The organism is bacterium (assembly GCA_022616075.1).
In the GTDB taxonomy this organism is placed as follows: Bacteria; Acidobacteriota; HRBIN11; order JAKEFK01; family JAKEFK01; genus JAKEFK01.
The window spans coordinates 1-17,196 of the sequence record JAKEFK010000002.1 but is presented as its reverse complement, the minus strand read 5'-3'; the positions used below and the strand labels follow the sequence as shown (position 1 = coordinate 17,196).

Here is a 17,196-nt window from a genome sequence, read left to right as displayed (position 1 = left end):
TCTGCGTTCATCTTTGTTTATCTGTGGTTTTAATTTTTATGGATAAATGCGGTATAGCATCCGGGGGAAGGGAATTGTCTCACGAACGTGTTCCAGCTTGCAAATCCATGCCACAACCCTCTCGATGCCCATTCCAAATCCGCTATGAGGTACGGTGCCGTAGCGTCGCAAATCCAGGTACCACTCAAACGCTTCCTGGGGCAGATGATGCTCTTTGATTCGCTGCAAAAGGAGATTGTAATCATGGATACGCTGGCTTCCGCCGATGATCTCCCCATAGCCTTCCGGAGCCAGAACGTCCACACACAACGCGAGGCGCGGGTTTTCGGGATCCGGCTGCATGTAAAAAGCTTTTGTCGCTGCCGGATACCGGTGCACCATCACCGGACGATCGTAATTTTCGGACAATACTGTTTCGTCCGTGCCACCAAAATCGCTTCCATATTCAAAGGGGAGACCTTTGTCCTTCAAAAATTTTGCGGCCTCATCGTAAGAAAGCCGGGGGAAAGGAGGCTGTATACTTTCCAGTTTTGTAATGTCCCGTTCGAGCGTCTTTAGTTCAATTTTGCGGTTTTCAAGAACACGTTGAACGATAAAACTGATAAACCGTTCCGCGAGCTCCATGATGTCATGCAATTCTGCAAAAGCCACTTCCGGTTCGATCATCCAGAACTCCGTAAGGTGCCGGCGCGTTTTCGATTTTTCCGCGCGAAAAGTCGGACCAAAACAATACACTTTTCCGAGCGCCATCGCGGTGGCTTCGCTGTAAAGCTGTCCGCTCTGTGTTAGATAAGCTTTGCCTTCATCAAAATACTGTGTTTCGAATAGTGTAGTAGTCCCTTCGCACGCTGCCGGAGTAAAGATCGGAGCGTCCACAAGAGTGAAGCCTTCCTGGTGATAGAAATCGCGACAAGCACGAATGATTTCGTCGCGAATCCGGAGAATTGCATGCTGGCGAGTGGAGCGCAGCCACAGATGACGCTTCTCCATCAGGAAAGCCACGCCATGTTCTTTCGGTGTAATCGGGTATTCTTCCGCGATGCTCACGATCTCATAGGACGTGACATCGAGCTCATAACCGCTGGGAGCTCTCTTGTCCGCGCGCACTTTGCCATGAACAATCAAGGCGCTTTCCTGCGTGATGCGGTCAAATTGCTGAAAGAGATCGGGGGAAACCGTATTTGCGACGACAACTCCCTGAATGTAACCGGTGCCATCCCGGATTATCAAAAACTGGATTTTTCCGGAGGAACGTTTGTTGTGAAGCCATCCTTTGATGGTGATTTCCTCGCCTTCATGCCGGCTGATTCTATCAATGTAAACTTGTTTCATAAGTCCTTTATTTTACCGCAGAGAACGCGAAGAGCGCCGAGAAGAAAAACTCATGCTGTTCTCTGCGTTCTCAGCGTCCTCTGCGGTGAAAAACTATGCGAGTTCGGGAATATGAGCACACAATATTCGCTCGAAACCTGAATATTCAGGCAATTTTTGAAAATGCTGCTTCACATAGGAAAGAGTAAGCTGCACAAATTGCAAATAAAACTCCCGTTCCATAATTGTTGTCTGATAGCCGAATGTACCGAGAGCTTTTAAATTCCTTTGCAGGCAAACGCGAGGATATTCAAAACGCTCAATCCTGGCATCCGGGTGATAAGTGAAAAACATTTGCTCGAGGCGCCGCCGGAACTCAGGCGAATGTTGAATATACGAATCGTAACAAAGTGATGCAAGGTCATACGTTACGGGCCCAAGCCTGGCATCCTGAAAATCAATCACATAGACTTCTTCGCCACACAGCATGAGATTCCGTGAATGGTAGTCGCGATGAGTAAAGACTCGCACATCAGTAGCTATCTCGGTCGCGAGGGTCAGAAAATAGGATTGCAGCTCGGTTGATTCCTCTTCCGTAAACTCGATCTTGCGGAGGCCTTCCAGGAAATACTTTCGAAAATAATTCAATTCCCACAGAAATTTTTCTGTGTTGAACGCGGCCCCCTCTACCGGCGGCAGATTCTTGATTTGATGAAGATAATCAAGAGATCGTAAAAAAAATCGAAGCCGTGTTTGCTCGTTCCATAATGAGTTCAATTCATAAAAAGTGAAATCGCCCAGGTCTTGCAAGAACACAACCCCCCGTTCCGGTTGCAATAGATAAATCTCGGCCAGAGGAACTCCCGCAGAACGGAAGAGCTCATAGTTCTGGAGATATGGGAAATTACTCTCCTGATAAGGCTCCGGCATCTTCATCAGAATGAGAGATTGTCCGGAATCCCCTTGAATTCGAAAATAAGAACGTGAGGATGCATCGCCTGTGAGTCTCGTACAAACAAAACCGGATGGTGTTTCCTCCGGCAAATTGTACGCGGCTACTGTTTCGATTGAATTCAGATACACCTCCATGGACGCGACAGACGCGCAACGCCAGACGCGACAGATGCTATAGGTACCAGGGAAGGATACCGCGGGCGAGTGCTTGATTTCGAACAGTACCAGTAACGGTAACATCCCATCCGATGATGGAATGTTCTACTCTCACGCCGGATTCAATACGGGCTCCATCCATCACCAGGCTATCAATCACATCAGCACCTTCTTCAATTGTTGCCTCAGGAGAGACCATTGACAGTTGCGCTCCCTCCGGGATCAGCTTTTCGGGCAGCGGTTGGCGCACTAGTTCCAGGCTTGTTCGAAGATATTCGCGCAGATTTCCCATCTCCTTCCAAAATCCATGATAAACGAAACCATAGATTTTTTTGTCTTTCATGATACCTGGATAAATATCGGTAAAAATTCCGGTCTTTTTGCCATCGGGAATATGCTCCAGAATTTGAGGACTGACGACCTGCAATCCCGTGTAATGATACGATTCTCCGGGACCAGATCGAAATCCGGACAGCCTCAAAAGATCTCCTTGAAAATATAAGCCACCATAGTGAGAGAATCTCGCGTCTTTCATAATGACAAGCGTGATGTCCGCTTGCGAATCCTGATGAAAACTCAAGACCTCTTGAAGTGGAATATCGGTTAACATATCGCTGTTCATCACCAAAAACGGGTCCCCGTCCAGCAAACGGGCCGCTTTTCGCATAGCACCGGCTGTACCCAGAATTTCCGGTTCTTCGGAATAGGAAATCCGAATGTTTCCATACTTGTTTCCGGCGGCTTCACGAACCGAATCCGGCAGCGAATGCAGGTTCACAACGGCTTCCTGAATTCCATGAACGGAACAATAGTGCAGCGGGTAATGAATAAATGGAATATTCAGAAGTGGAAGGGTCGCTTTGGCGCGGAAAAATGTAAATGGGCGGACTCGTGTCCCGAGACCGGCTGCGAGAATGAGCGCTTTCATATTAAACAAAGTGGTGCGGGCGTCCCGCCTGCAAACTTCGCAGACGTGACGTCCGCGCTACATTGATTAAAACACCATATATGGCTCTTGGTTGCCCGTTTTTTGACACCATCGATAATACAGTGTTGCGTAGCTCTGAGTGATGTAATCATCCCGGTTATAGCCGAGTTTTGTGGCAAATTCATGAATCCTTAAGATTTCCCCTTCCAACTCAAAAAAATTTCCAATGGGAGTTTCATCGATGCAGATATCCAGATCGGCATTTTCCAACCTGTAAACCGTACGGTATTTTTGATACCGGAAAGTAATTTCAAAACCGAGCCTAAAAAGGATTTCCTTCAGGTTATTCGAATTCATTATTTCAGATTCAATCTCTTCCCGTTTCTTTACGCCATCAGAAACCTCGGGCACACCCTTGAATGTGAGTATGGCTTTCCATTCTTTAAAAGGAGGTTCCGGTGAAGCCATGATTCTCAGGCGCAGCAGCATACGCTCATTCGCGAGGAATCGTTCTTGCCGGTCAAACAGAAAGTTGTCTTCCAGATGACGCTCTTTCAGTATCGAGGCGTTTAATTTGCGTACCTTGTTGTTTGCCTGGTGCAGATCGGTAATTGGAAGTTTGATTTCCGTTTCATGCATAACTTCTCAATTTTAACCGCCAAGGCGCCAAGTTCGCCAAGAAAAAAGACAAGATATATCTCTTGGCGTCTTGGCGGTTTATTTCAATCAAAAAATCGATATCTGAAGATCCAAAATAATGCTGCGAGGCCGTCCCGCCAAGTAATTTTTTTACCTTCCCGGTATCCACGACCATAATAAGAGACCGGAACTTCGTAAATACGGAAACGCTTCCGGGCAACTTTCGCGGTAAACTCAGGCTCAAATCCAAAACGATTGGAGCGAATCCGTATGGCCTTCTGGACTTCACGAGTAAATGCCTTATAACCGGTTTCCATATCAGTCATATTTAAGTCGTTCAGCATGTTCGCCAGCAAAGTCAGGAAGCGGTTGCCAAGGGAGTGCCAGAAGTACAGGACCCTGTGCGCTCCTCCTCCCAGAAACCGCGAGCCAAATACAACATCCGCTTTTCCGGATTGAATCGGATCCAAGAGCTGAGGGTAGTCGGAAGGATCATATTCCATGTCTGCATCCTGGATGAGTAGAATATCACCCGTCGCGTGCTGCAAAGCTGTGCGGATGGCTGCTCCCTTCCCTCTGTTTTTTTCATGCAGCAGGACTTTGACATTTTGATCCATCTGTTTCAGCTCTTCTGTTGTACCGTCACTCGAGCCATCATCCACAACAATGATTTCCTTGTCATAAGGAGTTGACTGCACCCGTTCAATTATCTGACGAATCGTTTTTGCTTCGTTGTAAACAGGGATAAGGATGGATAACAACATTATTGCAAGAAGTGGAAAATATGATGCACCACAAATTCAAGCTGTTCTGCAGTCAGTTCAGGGTAAACCGGCAGTGCAAGGGACGTTGTTGAACATTCTTCGGCGTTGGGAAAATCACCGGCTTTGTAGCCAAGCTCAGAAAAGCAAGGCTGTAAAGGGAGAATCAATGGATAGTAGATCCCCGTGCCGATTCCCTGGTCCGCAAGATAGTTTTTGAGACGGTCCCGGTTTTTACTTCGGATGACATACTGATGAAAATTAGAAGTATTCGCGGCATCGATCACAGGAATTTCGAGAGGCAAATCCTTCAGACGTTCATTGTAATAGGCGGCATTGGCTGCTCGCTTCTCATTCCACTGCTGCAAGTACTTCAGTTTTACGCGTAGAACCGCCGCCTGCAGCTCATCGAGCCGGCTATTCGTGCCGATAAATGAGTGATAGTAGCGTTGCGATTCCTGTCCGTGAGCTCTTAGCATTTTCAGTTTTTTTGCCAGTGTTTCGTCACTCGTTACGATCATTCCTCCATCACCATAAGCGCCCAGATTCTTGGTCGGAAAAAAGGAAAAACATCCGGAAATCCCGATCGATCCTGCCGGTTTACCGTTTCGCATGGATCCAATCGCCTGGGCCGCATCTTCGATTACAGGAAGATTGAAAGGCAACAGTTGTTCGATGGAGCAACATTGACCGAACAAATGTACGGCCAGGATGGCTTTTGTTTTTGCTGTGATTTTTTTTCCGACTTGTTCGGGCAAGAGATTGAATGTTCCCGGATCAATATCCACAAAAACGGGAACAGCTCCAATCCAGGAAATCATTCCGCCTGTAGCGAAGAAGGAATACGCGGTGGTAATGACCTCATCGCCGGGACCGATCCCCACTGCGCGCAAGGAAAGAAGCAGGGCATCGGTGCCACTGGCACAACCGACAGCGAAGCTCGTCTGCGTTAACTCCGCGATCCTGCTCTCAAGGGAGCGCCCTTCCTCACCGAGGATAAATTTCTGGCTGGCCAGGACCGACTCAATCGCTTGATGAATTTCGGGCTGAAGATTCAGGAATTGAGCCTGTAAATCGATCAATGGGACCTTCATCAGTGGACTGAAAGTACCATATTCCGCATGAACTTACAAACTTTTCTCCCCCCGCGTCACGATCACAAAAATTAACTATTGAGTTCTAACTTGCAGTTTCATATAATTAGTTCACCGCAGGTGACCTGCACTTATTTTTTGAAGCGATTTAGGGGGTCGATGGTTTTGGTTCGTCAGTTGATTTAATTCCTGTTGCCCTTATACCTCCCCCCTCAAGGTCCCTGCGGTATATTCATTTATAATCGTGGATCGTGATCTTAATCGTAATCGTAATCGTAATTCCTAATCTCCTCTCCTAATCCTTCCTCCATATATAATGTTTCTCCGTGTTTCGTACTGTTTTTGCTATAACCCTGTTTTCCTTGTCTGTGTTAGCGGGCTTCGGTTCGGCGAAACTATTTTTTCAGGATTTACCGCGTACAATATTTTTCTGCAGTGGCCTTGTGGCGATTTCTGTTTTTTCGGGCGGTCGTGGCGGAATCAATAAGGGAAAAGAGCAGGGCGAATCGAGAACGCTGTTCATTCTACTGTTGGTTTTAACTGCAGGCGCGGCGTTCTGTATCCCGTTTTTTGCAGGCCGGAATTTTACATCCCTGAATCTTCCTGTTTACTTTCGTTACATAGGAACACCCGTGTTTCTTTGCGGTCTGATCATTCGCCATATCTCGATTCGCACACTGAAGCGGCAGTTCAGCATTTACGTTGCGATTCAAGAAAATCATCAACTCATCACCACCGGGATCTATTCGCAGATACGCCATCCGATTTATCTGGGAGCTGTTTTAAGTTTGATCGGATTTGTACTCGTATTCCCCACCCTCTTGGGGTTTATTTTTGTTGTCATTTATTCTATGCTGTTGACTCATCGTATGGCGCAGGAAGAAAGGCTGATGTTGAAGCATTTCGGCAGTGTTTACGAAGAGTACAGCTCAAAATCATACCGGTTGATTCCCCATATCTACTGATGGTGAAAAAGGAGAATCTGATGGGCGACCAAAAATACTTGAAGAATCTGGATAAATACATTGAAGGGAGTCGTGTGCATTTTGTAGACATGTTGGGTCAGCTGGTTGAGATTCCAACGGTCAGCATGGATCCAGGCCGGAAAGGCGATATGCGGCGCGGAGCGAATTTAGCAGCAGAATATTTGCGTGCTTTTGGCGCTGAAGCAACTGTGCATGAAACAAGTGGAAATCCCGTAGTGGTTGGCCGCTTTCAAGTTCCGGGTGCAAGGCAGACTCTTACCGTTTATAACCACATGGATGTTCAACCCGCACAAGAGCCGGAATGGGTGCGGGAACCTTTCGTTTTTGTAAAACAGGATGGCCGCTATCTGGGTCGCGGCACAACCGATGACAAAGGGCCTGGTCTGACAGCGCTGCTAGGCGCCCGATATGCTGTGGAAAATGGTGTGCCTCTGAATATTCAGTTCATCTGGGAGCTCGAAGAAGAAATTGGTAGTCCGCACTTTGAAGAATTCATGAAAGCCAATGCGGCTTCGTTAAAAACCGATTCTGTTCTGGTTTCCGATACGATGTGGATTTCACGGAACAAACCGGCCATTCCATACGGATTACGCGGAATGATTACGGCATTGATGGTTTTACAAACTCACGAAAAGGACACTCATTCGGGAGTAACCGGCGGAGCCGCGAGGAATCCGCTGGGTGAATTATGTCAGGTTGTTGCGCAATGTTACGATGCAAAAACAGGAAAGGTAAAGATTCCCGGATTTTATCAAGACGTAAAGGCAGTCAGCAAAAAAGAAGTGGACAGCTTTTTATCTTCCGGCTTTGATATGAAAAGGTGGAAACAGGTTTACAGTTTCAGGTCTCTTCGGGCAAATACTGCGGTGGATCTTCTGAAACGTGTTTGGACGATGCCCACCTTTGAAGTGCATGGTCTGGTGGGAGGCTACACAGGTCCTGGTGTGAAAACGGTTGTTCCGCCACGCGGGGAGCTGAAGTTTAGTTGCCGCCTGGTTCCCAATCAGAAGCCCGAAAAGATCTTTAAGCTGATCAAGAGTTATGTGAAAAAACTAAATCCGGATGTCGAAGTCATTCTAGACGCAAAGCTAGATCCCTATCTCGGGGATCTGTCCGGAGATCATATCCGTTGCGCCATAGATGCCATCGAATATGGTTTTTCGCGCTCTCCTGCATTTATCCGTGAGGGTGGCTCCATTGGCGCTGTTGTGACAATGCAGCGGTATTTGAAAGCACCTATTATTTTTATTGGACTCTCGTTGCCGGAGCATGGATATCATGCGCCGAATGAGAATTTTGATTGGGTTCAGGCTTCCGGAGGAATCAAAACATTTGCAAAATACTTCGCTAACGTGGCTGCACTTTGAACCGCCAAGACGCCAAGGCGTCAAGTTCGGATAAAATATGGTGAATATTGGAGAATTTGTAAGTCGTTTGTCAGCGATACCGGAAACGGACTTCACGCTTGAGAATGTCCTGACCTTTTTGCGCTCTCATCCTGTCGATATTGCGACGCTTGCTCCGTATCTCTACTTTTCTTCAGAGCATTACACACGGAATCTGATTCATAAAACGCCGTTGTTTGAGCTCATCGCAGTCTGTTGGGACAAGGGACAAAAGAGCGTGATCCATAACCATCGTGATCAGAAATGCTGGATGGCTATCCCGTACGGACGCCTGATGGTTCACAACTTTACTCTCATACAGAAGGATATCTCCAGACATTTCTGTGACCTCAAATCCAGCGTTCAGTTCGAGCTTAGTCCGGAATCACCCGGAGAAGTTGATCCGGAAGAACCGGTCCATCAGGTTTTGAACCTTCCTTCTTATGATTGCAGGGCGGTTTCTTTGCATGTCTATTCAAAACCATTCGACACTTGCGAAGTGTATGATTTGAAGAACAAGTGTTATGAGGATATGCCGCTTGTGAACACCAGCGAATACGGCGTTCTTAAAATGGATATACAGGCGGAGAGAGTAAAGCTGGCTTAGCAATCCAACGGGGGGACTCATGAAGTTGCTCGCTGCTGCGATTCTACTGATCATTTGCTCTAGCGCTTTAGCGCAAGAAGCAACGCAAGAGCCGGAGCAGAAGCTCTTTGAGTTTCATGGGGAATTCAAAGCCCACTACCGGTGGTCGGAAGATTCACGGTTTCCGCTCCAGTTTCCATTTCCTCCTGAATTCATTCCGCGCGGTCAAACATCCGTTTTTCTACGAACGGTCTCGCCAGGCTCTTCCGTTGAGGTCAGCGCGTTTAACCTGATCGTCGATCTTACTCCGGCCGATTTGATCACCGGCAGATTGCGCGTTGCTGTTATCGATCTGTATAACCGGAATCCAACAAGCACCGATCAAACGGTCAATCTGAAAGAAGCCTGGATGCAATTTGGAAGGCGCGCAGATTTCCTGAAGGACGGTGATCCGACTGCATTGTACGTGTTGTTTGGGAAAGCTCCAAAATTCGAAAGACAACCGGACAGAAACCTTGAAAGTTACGGATTGGTCTCCACGGCGTTCAATAGATTTGAAGATCACCAATTTCAGATCGGTGGAAGTTTTGGAGAACATCTGTACTGGCGCACGCAGTTTTCCACGGGAAATCCCGTCTTTTTTCGAGATCCGAATGCGTTAGCGGGCGACAATGGCAACGACGATTTTCGCTTTCCGAATCCCGATCTACATCTCAATTCCGGCTTTCCCATTCTCTATGACGCAGAAGTGGAGGATGTAAGTTTTGAAAAAGCGGAAATTGGCGCCGGACTCGGCTTGCGCTTTTCATCCGAAGACAAAACGAAAGGTGTCGATCTACTGGGTTTTTATTACCAGCGTGAACTCGCAGAACGCGCTGACTTAAGAGGCACATTCTATGGCGGGGATCTCGATTTGTTGGATGGAACCGGCGGGATCGGACTTCCCATTCGTGGAAACGATAAAGAGGAATATGGCGGAAATGTGGAATTCCAGTGGCAAAATTTTCGCGTCTTCTTTCAAGGAGTCCATCAGGAAGTTGCTGGGCTGAAACGCGATGGATACGAAGTAGAAATTTTATTCCGGGCCGGCTTGCCGCTTGCGTATTCCGCAGGTGGAAAACAGTTATTCACATTTCTTCAGCCGGTTTTTCGCTTCAGCATGCTGGATAATGGTTTCATTTCAGATCCCCGGTTTGTTGCGCCAAGTACAAAGTGGGATTGGAGGAAATATGATCTGGGTGTGAGAATCGGAATCATCCAGGGGGTCGATCTGACAGCCGAATACTCCTTTCATGATATTACCGCCGCGCGTCCGGTTCATGCTGATGAGTTCCTGATCACCCTACGCGTCCGTTTCTGATAAACAAAGTAGCGCGGACGTCCCGTCTGCGCAGCTTTCCCGCAGGCGAGACGCCTGCGTTACTTACCAAACCTTGCTTTAGCGTAGGCCAAAAACGCTTCTTCGGAACTGTTCTCGATCTTGAAATCGTAGTTTTCCAGAAACTTTTGGCCGCTCGCAACCCATGGATAGCGAATGAAATCCAGGATAGAAGGAGGAAAGGGAACCGCATGCAAGCTCCATAACGCGCGCAACGTTGGATAGATCAAGGAAGCCGGAACCCAAAGGGATGGTTTCTTCAAATGCCTCACGATGCCGCTATATTGGATAGTTCCGTGCCCGGTAACGTTATACACACCTTTCGGTTTTCGATTCACGGCCCAGGCAAGAAGCCTTTGCAAATCCTGTTCATGGATGAATTGCATCGGTGGATCAAACCCGCGCACTCCGATCAGAACCGGAAGCTCCGTCATTTGTGTAACAACGTTTCTTGTATTGGGCCCCAGAACAATCGGCGCCCGAATGACAAACATCTCCTGATTCGGATTCTGCGTCATAAATTCCAGCATGATGTGATCGACTTCAGCTTTGTATTTTGAATACAGATAGCCGTGATGCCCGCGTCTTGGATAACTCTCATCAAAAATTTGCGGATTATCCGGATGCGGTCCGTACGCCGTTGTGCTGCTGAGATAAATCAAATACGGAACATGAGCTTTTTGAATGCATTCAAGGATGTTCCGGCTTCCTTCGACATCCACATCGTATTCGAGGTTTGGTTCGTGCGTGGGATTGAACACCCAGGCGAGATGAACGACTGTGGTTACGCGGTTCTGCTGAAGGAGAGTTGCAATCTCAGAGGAACGCACATCGAGTGAGGAAAAATGGATGCCCTCCGGGTTCTTTGAAGGACGCACATCGATGCCACCTAGCCATTCAACGGCAGGATCATTCTTGCAGGCTTCGATGAGTCTTTGAGCAAGATAGCCCGAACAGCCAGTGATTAAGATCCGCTCAGCCATGGATTAATCGTGGATCGTGATCTTGATCGTGATCGTAATCATAATCCTAATCGTGAGTCGCTCGATCATGATTTACGACGGCGATCACGATCACGATTACGATCAAGATCCACGATTACAAATGATCCATCAACTCAGCAAGCGAAACAATCCGGTCGGGATGATCGGGAAAGCGATTGTAGCGGTCGAGATGCAGTGAATGGATTCCGATTTTTCGCGCGGCCTGGTAGTCCAGGTAAGGATCATCACCGATATAGATCACCTCCTCAGGCGATAACCCTGTTTGCTCCAGGGCAATCTGAAAAATGGTTGGATGCGGTTTTTCGTATCCGACGATAGCGGAGATGACCATGGTTTCGAAATAGCGGGAGATTCCCAGTTGATCACATAGGGACGGAAGGCGCGAATCCCAGTTGGAAACGATTGCGAGTTTCAGACCACGATGTCTCAGTTCCTGCAGCACAACCGGTACTTCTTCATAGAGACGCCAGCAATCTGTCTCTGCAAAACGGCGATAGAGGTAATCGAAGAACTGATCGAAATCCATTAGGTGAAGATGTTCGCGAAAAACTTCACGAACAAGATACTTCCACCAGTCCCGTTCCTTTTCATATGTCAGCCTGTGTCCTTCATTGGAAACGAGAGGCGCTGTCAGCGTCCAGAGTTCCTTGAATGATTTTTCAATCGCATCATGAGTGACGTTCAATCCAAAAACTCCGGCCGCCTCCGCGTAAATGCTGCCAACAGAAGGATAGACGGAAAGCAGAGTATTGCCTGCATCAAAAAAGATTCCTTTGAATTTATTCAAAGTCTTTGTAGACGAATTTTCCATCGATGACTGTGCCCACAACTTTACAATTTTTGAATTCACTCTGGATCGGGTCTTCTGAAAATAAGACGAAATCCGCGAGTTTGCCAGTTTCCAGACTTCCCCGTTCCTGAAATTCGCCGGAGGCTGCAGCGGGTTGTATTGTATAGGAAGCAATCGCCTGTAAGGGAGTGATGGTTTGCGCGCGATTCTCCCAGTTGGAACGGTGAACCGCAGCGCTCAGACCTTCCAGCGGGTCCGGATTTTCAATCGGCGCATCCGAACCGAAAATCAGGGTTGCTCCTGCGTCGCGCAGGGATCGCCACGCATAAGAGGTTTCGGATCGTTTTCCCCAGTATCTTTTTGCCAGCTCATAATCGGAAATCGCATGGTGAGGCTGCATGGATGCGATGATTCCGATTTTCGCAAAACGTGGTATGTCATCCGGATGGATAAGCTGAGCATGCTCGATTCGCGAACGAGCCGAAGGCACGTTCAGGAAAGCCGCATTCTTTTCAAACGCATTCAATGTTTGACGGTTCGCGCGATCGCCGATCGCATGAACAGCAACCGCAATTCCGTTCGACAAAGCCAGATGGATTTTTTCCGACAGCTCCGCCTGAGTGATCGTATCCATGCCCACGGTTTCGGTTTCCTGAAATGGCTCGAGCATCGCGGCGCTGTGTGAGCCGAGCGTTCCATCGCTGAAGATTTTCACAAAACCAAAACGAAACCAATTGTCTCCAAGACCGCTTTTCAATTGTACTTTTACCGCTTCGTCCAGCTGACTCAGGGGAATCGAGTGAAAGACGCGCAATTTCAGCTTTGATTCCGCCTGGAGATCTTGCAAGTCACCAAAAGCTTGATTTCCATCTGTGCTGTGAAGTCCTACAATGCCGCGCTCATGCAATCGCCATTGCGCTTCCAGCAATGAACGTCTGCGCGATTCAGCATCTGGTTTCGGAACGCTTGCAAGCACCAGCCCAACTGCATTTTCACCAAAAATGCCATCCAGTTCGCCGCTTGCGTCTGTGCCGATGTATCCACCTGAAACTTCAGCGTCTTCGCTTAAACCGGCGCGTTGCAGAGCCGCCGTATTTGCCCACAGGAAATGACCGTCCCGGCTGTTAAGCGCCACGGGTCGATCCGGGAAAATTTCATCCAGAATTCTTTTATGTGGAAAGCCATCAAACTGCTCCCTGTTCCATCCTCTACCTCGAATCCAACCGCCGCAAAGTAGCGCGGACGTCTCGTCTGCGCAGCTGTGCAGGCGGGACGCCCGCACCACTTTTCTTCCGCTGGATGCTCGCAGCACGGCTACAACTTCCTGCGCTGTGCGGCATGGCTCCAGATTGATGCGATCCAGGCTCCACGCATAATCCAGTAAATGCAAATGGGAATCAATGATTCCTGGTGTTATGGACTTCCCACGCAGATCGATGACCGTTGTTTTCCGGCCGATGAAACTTTTGCCACTGCCGCGCCCTGTTCCGACAATACGATTACCCGATATGGCAAGATAGCGAAATGGTTTCGCATGAACTCCGGAATAAACCGGACCGTTTGTCAGTAATAAATCCGCTTTCATGTTTTAACCGCCAAGACGCCAAGAAAATTTTTAGTCTATTAATCCTTGGCGCCCTTGGCGACTTGGCGGTTCATCATAATTTACACAGGGTTTTGAATGCCATTGGTATTTCCCGCAAAGGTAGCACAAAATCAACAATGCCCGCGCGGATCGCTTCCTGCGGCATACCGAAAATGATTGCGGTTCGTTCGCTTTCCGCGATCGTGATACCACCTTTCGCTTTGATGCGCGCCAATCCCTGGCATCCGTCATCGCCCATTCCCGTGAGAACTGCGCCGATTGTTTTTGCCCCCGCCTCATTCGCAAGCGATTCAAACAGCAGATCCGCGGAAGGATGATAACGCGCCCCTGGTAGTCTCGGGCTGATCTCGATGCGGAAACCATTCCCTTTTTTTCGAACCAGCATGTGACTTCCGCCGGGAGCTATGTAAACATGGTGTGATTCCAGCATTTCAGCATCTACCGCCTCTGTCACGCGCAAACCGGTATGTTTGTTCAGGCGTTCCGCAAACAGAGCCGTGAACGTGCGTGGCATATGTTGCGCAACCAGGATCGGAACGTCGAATGTCGCAGGTAAATCGCGAAGAATCGATTGAATTGCGGACGGTCCGCCGGTAGAAGACGCAATCACTATTGCAGATGGTTTTTGGAGAGGCACTCCCTTCAGCAACGTTTCTCGCATGCGTTGCGCTTCCATCTCCATTTTTTCTCTTGTCTTCCTTTCCTGGAACAAAGGAACCGCAAGCACTTTTTCAATCAGGTCAGCTTTGATGTCTTCCAATTCGATGGAGGGATGAGGCGTGGGTTTTACAACAAAATCGAGCGCTCCGAGATCCATTGCCTTGAAAACACTTTCATCTGCCTCCTGGGCGGATACAACAATCACCGGCGTGGGGATCGTAGACATTACCCACCGCAAGAAAGTAAACCCATCCATGTTGGGCATTTCCAAATCGAGAGTGATCAGATCGGGCCGGAGCCTTAAAACTTTTTTTAAAGCGTCCTGGCCGTCTGTGGCCGTATCCACGATTTGGACATCCGGAATGTTTTCAAGAATTTTTGTGATCACCTTTCTGCTGAAGGCTGAATCGTCCACTACAAGTATCCGGATCATTTTTGATACACCATGTCATTTGTTAAATGCCGCAGTTTGAAACTGGTGGTCAAGTTCAATAACGACTCAGAATGGCCGAGAAGGAGGTAGCCACCTTGCCGGAGTTTGTGAAAAAAGTTTTCAACGATTTTCTTTTTGGCTTCCCTGTCAAAATAAATGATTACATTCCGGCAGAAGATCACATCCATTTCACCGAAAACACCGACCCGCCTGTCATCGAGCAGATTCAGTTTCATGAAAGTTACCATCTGTTTGATTTCATCATGAATTCGATACTGGTTCTCATTTGTTTTGTCAAAGTAGACACATTTGACCAGATTTTTCGTGGAGCGAAAGGAGTTTTCTCCATAGATTCCCCGCCGTGCTGCATGAATCATCTTTTGTGAAATGTCACTTGCGAAAATTTCCACATTCCAGTTTTGCAGTTCCGGGAGTTGCCGGCAAAGAATGGCAACGGTATAGGGCTCTTCACCAGAAGAGCAGCCTGCGCACCAGATGCGGATGGTACGGAACTGCTTTCGTGCCTCCATCAATTGCGGAATGATTTCGTTTGTGAAGGCAAGGAGCTGAGGTTCTTCGCGAAAAAAGTAAGTTTCGTGGGTTGTGATCAAATCGAAGATGACGTCCATTTCGGTTTCGCGATTCGGATCATAACGCAGGTAGTAGTAATATTTTTCAAACGAATCGAGCTGAAGAGACAGCAGGCGTGGTTCGAGCCGCCTCTGGATCATAAATTTTGCGGATGGGTCAAACCGTAATCCGCTGCAATTGTGGATCAGGTCCGTGAGTTGCCTGTACGTGTTGTCGTCGAGCGGAAAATGATTCGTTTCTAAGCCCATTACTCAAAAATTTTTTGAACAATATGTCGCACGGCGGGAGCGCAGGTTGCTGCGCGTTGAAGGATTTGCTCTTTCTGATAAGTACGGGAAACCAAAAACTGATAAGCGCTATCGGCGAGCGCAGGGTCGCGCAAGAAGTCAAAAATATCATCGGGAAAATCGGGTCCTTCAGATTTTTGAAGCGAATTCAAAATCTCCCTTCGCACACTTGCGTCATTGTCCTGTTGAAGCCTTTCCACGAGTTTCTGTTGATAACCGTCGGGATGAAGTTGATCCAGTGAGCGAATTGCAGCAACACGAACATTCCAGGAAGGATCATTTTCCAAGAAAAAGAGAAGGCGTTTTCGAACTTGATCCGAATCAAAGCAGGAGAGCGACTCGCACGCGGCCGCGCGAATTTCCGCGTCCGGATGATTCAAGTAAGACAGCAAAAGGTCGCCGTTCCCCGGCTCTTTTGAATTCCTGAGACATCGGAGGATTGCGGCCTGGCCGATCGGATTCTCCTGTTGAAGCTGTTGTTTGAAAACCTCAGCCACACTTACATTCTCCACCGGGAGACTTTTGTAGATGGCAACGCGCACCCACACATCCTCATCGGTCAAGCTGGATAACAAAGCATCCGTGACTTCAGGGGAGGAGTATGCGGCGAGAGCAGCGGCGGCATATTCGCGGGCCCGGGCATCTTCATCAGCAAGCGCTGCCATTAAGGTTTCTCGAAATTCGATCCGGATGTCGCTTCCCATCTGTTGAAGCGCTTTGCGACGCACCAGAGCATCTTCATCTTTGCTCGCCTGTAAAAGCGGAATTGCTGGCTTTTGTCGTGCGGGCGACTCGCCCGCGGGGTTTCCTGCGTACGCATCGAACTCATTCCAGAACAGCGCTTGCTGCGGTGGAGTTAAAACTTTGTTGCAGATCCTGGCGATGATCGACCGGTCTTTACGGCGCAGAACTTCAGGTTGTGGAGCCTCCAGAATTTCGGTGAGGGCCCCAAGAGCGTCACGATCCAGCTGTTCTCCTTCGGCGGGCACGGAGGCCCGCCCTCCAAAGAGTGATCCAAGAAGTGCCTGGTACGCGGTTGGATGATGGAATTTCCCCAGGGCCGACACGACTGCTCTCCTGCAATAAGGCGATCCCAGCAGCGGAATAAGATGCGGAAGCAATGCTTCTTCCTGCATTTCACCTGATGCTTCGATGGCCTGGAATTGATACCACAGATTTTTGTGGTGCAGCATTTCCACAAGGTGAGGAATCGAAGAAGGATGACCGATTTTGCCGAGGGCTACAATCGCAGCGGAAACCAGATTTTGTTCCGGATCCTGAAGACAATCCATAATGAAAGGCAGATGATTCGCGTCCCGTAAATCGCCAATGATGCTTACCAGAAACATCCGCACGTCTGCATTTTTTGACTGCAAATGAGGCTCTAGAAAAGGCAGGATTTCGCGTCCGCAGCGATTCAGCGCATCCAGGGCGGCATTTCTTTTCCCGGCGTTAGTTTCTTCGTAGAGCGCATAAAGAATTTCGGGAATGACTTCGGCTCGGTGGCTGGTCAATAAAGCTTCGATCGCGGCGCGACGCACGCGCCAATCGGAATCCCCCATCAAATCTAATAGCGTAGCTCGAACGGTCGCGTCGAATGGATGATTTTGCAGTTCCCGCGCCGCCGTCTCGCGATCGTCCACATCA

16 protein-coding genes are annotated in these 17,196 nt (G+C 48.5%); 4 read left to right on the top strand and 12 right to left on the bottom strand.

Annotated elements, in window-relative coordinates:
* Positions 1 to 36 precede the first annotated feature (36 nt).
* The 6 genes from asnS to L0156_00100 form a co-directional block, all read right to left on the bottom strand.
* The gene (asnS, locus tag L0156_00125) at positions 37 to 1,332 is read right to left on the bottom strand and encodes an asparagine--tRNA ligase (protein MCI0601399.1); all 1,296 of its coding nucleotides are present in this window, start codon (positions 1,330 to 1,332) and stop codon (positions 37 to 39) included.
* Between the two features lie 93 nt (positions 1,333 to 1,425).
* Positions 1,426 to 2,400, bottom strand: coding sequence for a phosphotransferase (locus tag L0156_00120; GenBank protein MCI0601398.1), 975 nt, complete (start codon positions 2,398 to 2,400; stop codon positions 1,426 to 1,428).
* Between the two features lie 37 nt (positions 2,401 to 2,437).
* The gene (locus L0156_00115) at positions 2,438 to 3,349 is read right to left on the bottom strand and encodes an NDP-sugar synthase (GenBank protein MCI0601397.1); all 912 of its coding nucleotides are present in this window, start codon (positions 3,347 to 3,349) and stop codon (positions 2,438 to 2,440) included.
* Positions 3,350 to 3,415: 66 nt separating this feature from the next.
* Positions 3,416 to 3,988, bottom strand: a complete 573-nt coding sequence (gene cyaB, locus L0156_00110; protein MCI0601396.1) for a class IV adenylate cyclase — start codon at positions 3,986 to 3,988, stop codon at positions 3,416 to 3,418.
* An 83-nt stretch (positions 3,989 to 4,071) separates the two neighbouring features.
* Positions 4,072 to 4,752, bottom strand: coding sequence for a glycosyltransferase family 2 protein (locus L0156_00105; GenBank protein ID MCI0601395.1), 681 nt, complete (start codon positions 4,750 to 4,752; stop codon positions 4,072 to 4,074).
* The gene (locus tag L0156_00100; GenBank protein ID MCI0601394.1) at positions 4,752 to 5,843 is read right to left on the bottom strand and encodes a DegT/DnrJ/EryC1/StrS family aminotransferase; all 1,092 of its coding nucleotides are present in this window, start codon (positions 5,841 to 5,843) and stop codon (positions 4,752 to 4,754) included. Before L0156_00100 ends, L0156_00105 begins: the two co-directional genes overlap by 1 nt.
* 443 nt (positions 5,844 to 6,286) lie before the next feature.
* On the opposite strand from L0156_00100, the gene L0156_00095 reads away from it, so the two are divergent.
* Genes L0156_00095 through L0156_00080 form a run of 4 tightly spaced genes read left to right on the top strand, consistent with a single transcriptional unit; the run spans position 6,287 to position 10,160 of the window.
* Positions 6,287 to 6,808 carry an isoprenylcysteine carboxylmethyltransferase family protein gene (locus L0156_00095; protein ID MCI0601393.1) on the top strand — a complete coding sequence of 174 codons (522 nt, stop codon included), beginning with the start codon at positions 6,287 to 6,289 and terminating at the stop codon, positions 6,806 to 6,808.
* Between the two features lie 20 nt (positions 6,809 to 6,828).
* Positions 6,829 to 8,196 carry a M20/M25/M40 family metallo-hydrolase gene (locus tag L0156_00090; GenBank protein ID MCI0601392.1) on the top strand — a complete coding sequence of 456 codons (1,368 nt, stop codon included), beginning with the start codon at positions 6,829 to 6,831 and terminating at the stop codon, positions 8,194 to 8,196.
* Between the two features lie 37 nt (positions 8,197 to 8,233).
* Positions 8,234 to 8,821: a cysteine dioxygenase family protein gene (locus L0156_00085; protein ID MCI0601391.1), complete on the top strand. Its 588-nt coding sequence runs from the start codon at positions 8,234 to 8,236 to the stop codon at positions 8,819 to 8,821.
* Between the two features lie 19 nt (positions 8,822 to 8,840).
* Entirely contained in the window at positions 8,841 to 10,160 is a 1,320-nt protein-coding gene (locus tag L0156_00080; GenBank protein MCI0601390.1) for a hypothetical protein, read from the top strand.
* Positions 10,161 to 10,219: 59 nt separating this feature from the next.
* Here the strand turns inward: L0156_00080 and L0156_00075 are convergent, their stop codons facing one another.
* The 6 genes from L0156_00075 to L0156_00050 form a co-directional block, all read right to left on the bottom strand.
* Entirely contained in the window at positions 10,220 to 11,161 is a 942-nt protein-coding gene (locus L0156_00075) for an NAD-dependent epimerase/dehydratase family protein (GenBank protein MCI0601389.1), read from the bottom strand.
* Between the two features lie 115 nt (positions 11,162 to 11,276).
* Complete coding sequence (locus tag L0156_00070; GenBank protein MCI0601388.1) at positions 11,277 to 11,969, bottom strand: HAD-IA family hydrolase; 693 nt, start codon at positions 11,967 to 11,969, stop codon at positions 11,277 to 11,279.
* Entirely contained in the window at positions 11,962 to 13,557 is a 1,596-nt protein-coding gene (locus L0156_00065; protein MCI0601387.1) for an amidohydrolase, read from the bottom strand. The genes L0156_00070 and L0156_00065 overlap by 8 nt, the downstream gene beginning before the upstream one ends.
* 73 nt (positions 13,558 to 13,630) lie before the next feature.
* Positions 13,631 to 14,671, bottom strand: coding sequence for a chemotaxis response regulator protein-glutamate methylesterase (locus L0156_00060; GenBank protein ID MCI0601386.1), 1,041 nt, complete (start codon positions 14,669 to 14,671; stop codon positions 13,631 to 13,633).
* Complete coding sequence (locus L0156_00055; protein ID MCI0601385.1) at positions 14,668 to 15,510, bottom strand: protein-glutamate O-methyltransferase CheR; 843 nt, start codon at positions 15,508 to 15,510, stop codon at positions 14,668 to 14,670. The genes L0156_00060 and L0156_00055 overlap by 4 nt, the downstream gene beginning before the upstream one ends.
* The coding region (locus tag L0156_00050; GenBank protein MCI0601384.1) for a HEAT repeat domain-containing protein at positions 15,510 to 17,196 on the bottom strand (1,687 nt) is incomplete at its 5' end. The genes L0156_00050 and L0156_00055, both read right to left, overlap by 1 nt.

What these genes read in the sequence shown, in the direction of transcription:
- asnS (MCI0601399.1), bottom strand. Translation starts at nt 1,332, where the DNA reads ATGAAACAAGTTTACATTGATAGAATCAGCCGGCATGAAGGCGAGGAA.
- L0156_00120 (MCI0601398.1), bottom strand. Translation starts at nt 2,400, where the DNA reads ATGGAGGTGTATCTGAATTCAATCGAAACAGTAGCCGCGTACAATTTG.
- L0156_00115 (MCI0601397.1), bottom strand. Translation starts at nt 3,349, where the DNA reads ATGAAAGCGCTCATTCTCGCAGCCGGTCTCGGGACACGAGTCCGCCCA.
- cyaB (MCI0601396.1), bottom strand. Translation starts at nt 3,988, where the DNA reads ATGCATGAAACGGAAATCAAACTTCCAATTACCGATCTGCACCAGGCA.
- L0156_00105 (MCI0601395.1), bottom strand. Translation starts at nt 4,752, where the DNA reads ATGTTGTTATCCATCCTTATCCCTGTTTACAACGAAGCAAAAACGATT.
- L0156_00100 (MCI0601394.1), bottom strand. Translation starts at nt 5,843, where the DNA reads ATGAAGGTCCCATTGATCGATTTACAGGCTCAATTCCTGAATCTTCAG.
- L0156_00090 (MCI0601392.1), top strand. Translation starts at nt 6,829, where the DNA reads ATGGGCGACCAAAAATACTTGAAGAATCTGGATAAATACATTGAAGGG.
- L0156_00085 (MCI0601391.1), top strand. Translation starts at nt 8,234, where the DNA reads ATGGTGAATATTGGAGAATTTGTAAGTCGTTTGTCAGCGATACCGGAA.
- L0156_00080 (MCI0601390.1), top strand. Translation starts at nt 8,841, where the DNA reads ATGAAGTTGCTCGCTGCTGCGATTCTACTGATCATTTGCTCTAGCGCT.
- L0156_00075 (MCI0601389.1), bottom strand. Translation starts at nt 11,161, where the DNA reads ATGGCTGAGCGGATCTTAATCACTGGCTGTTCGGGCTATCTTGCTCAA.
- L0156_00065 (MCI0601387.1), bottom strand. Translation starts at nt 13,557, where the DNA reads ATGAAAGCGGATTTATTACTGACAAACGGTCCGGTTTATTCCGGAGTT.
- L0156_00060 (MCI0601386.1), bottom strand. Translation starts at nt 14,671, where the DNA reads ATGATCCGGATACTTGTAGTGGACGATTCAGCCTTCAGCAGAAAGGTG.
- L0156_00055 (MCI0601385.1), bottom strand. Translation starts at nt 15,510, where the DNA reads ATGGGCTTAGAAACGAATCATTTTCCGCTCGACGACAACACGTACAGG.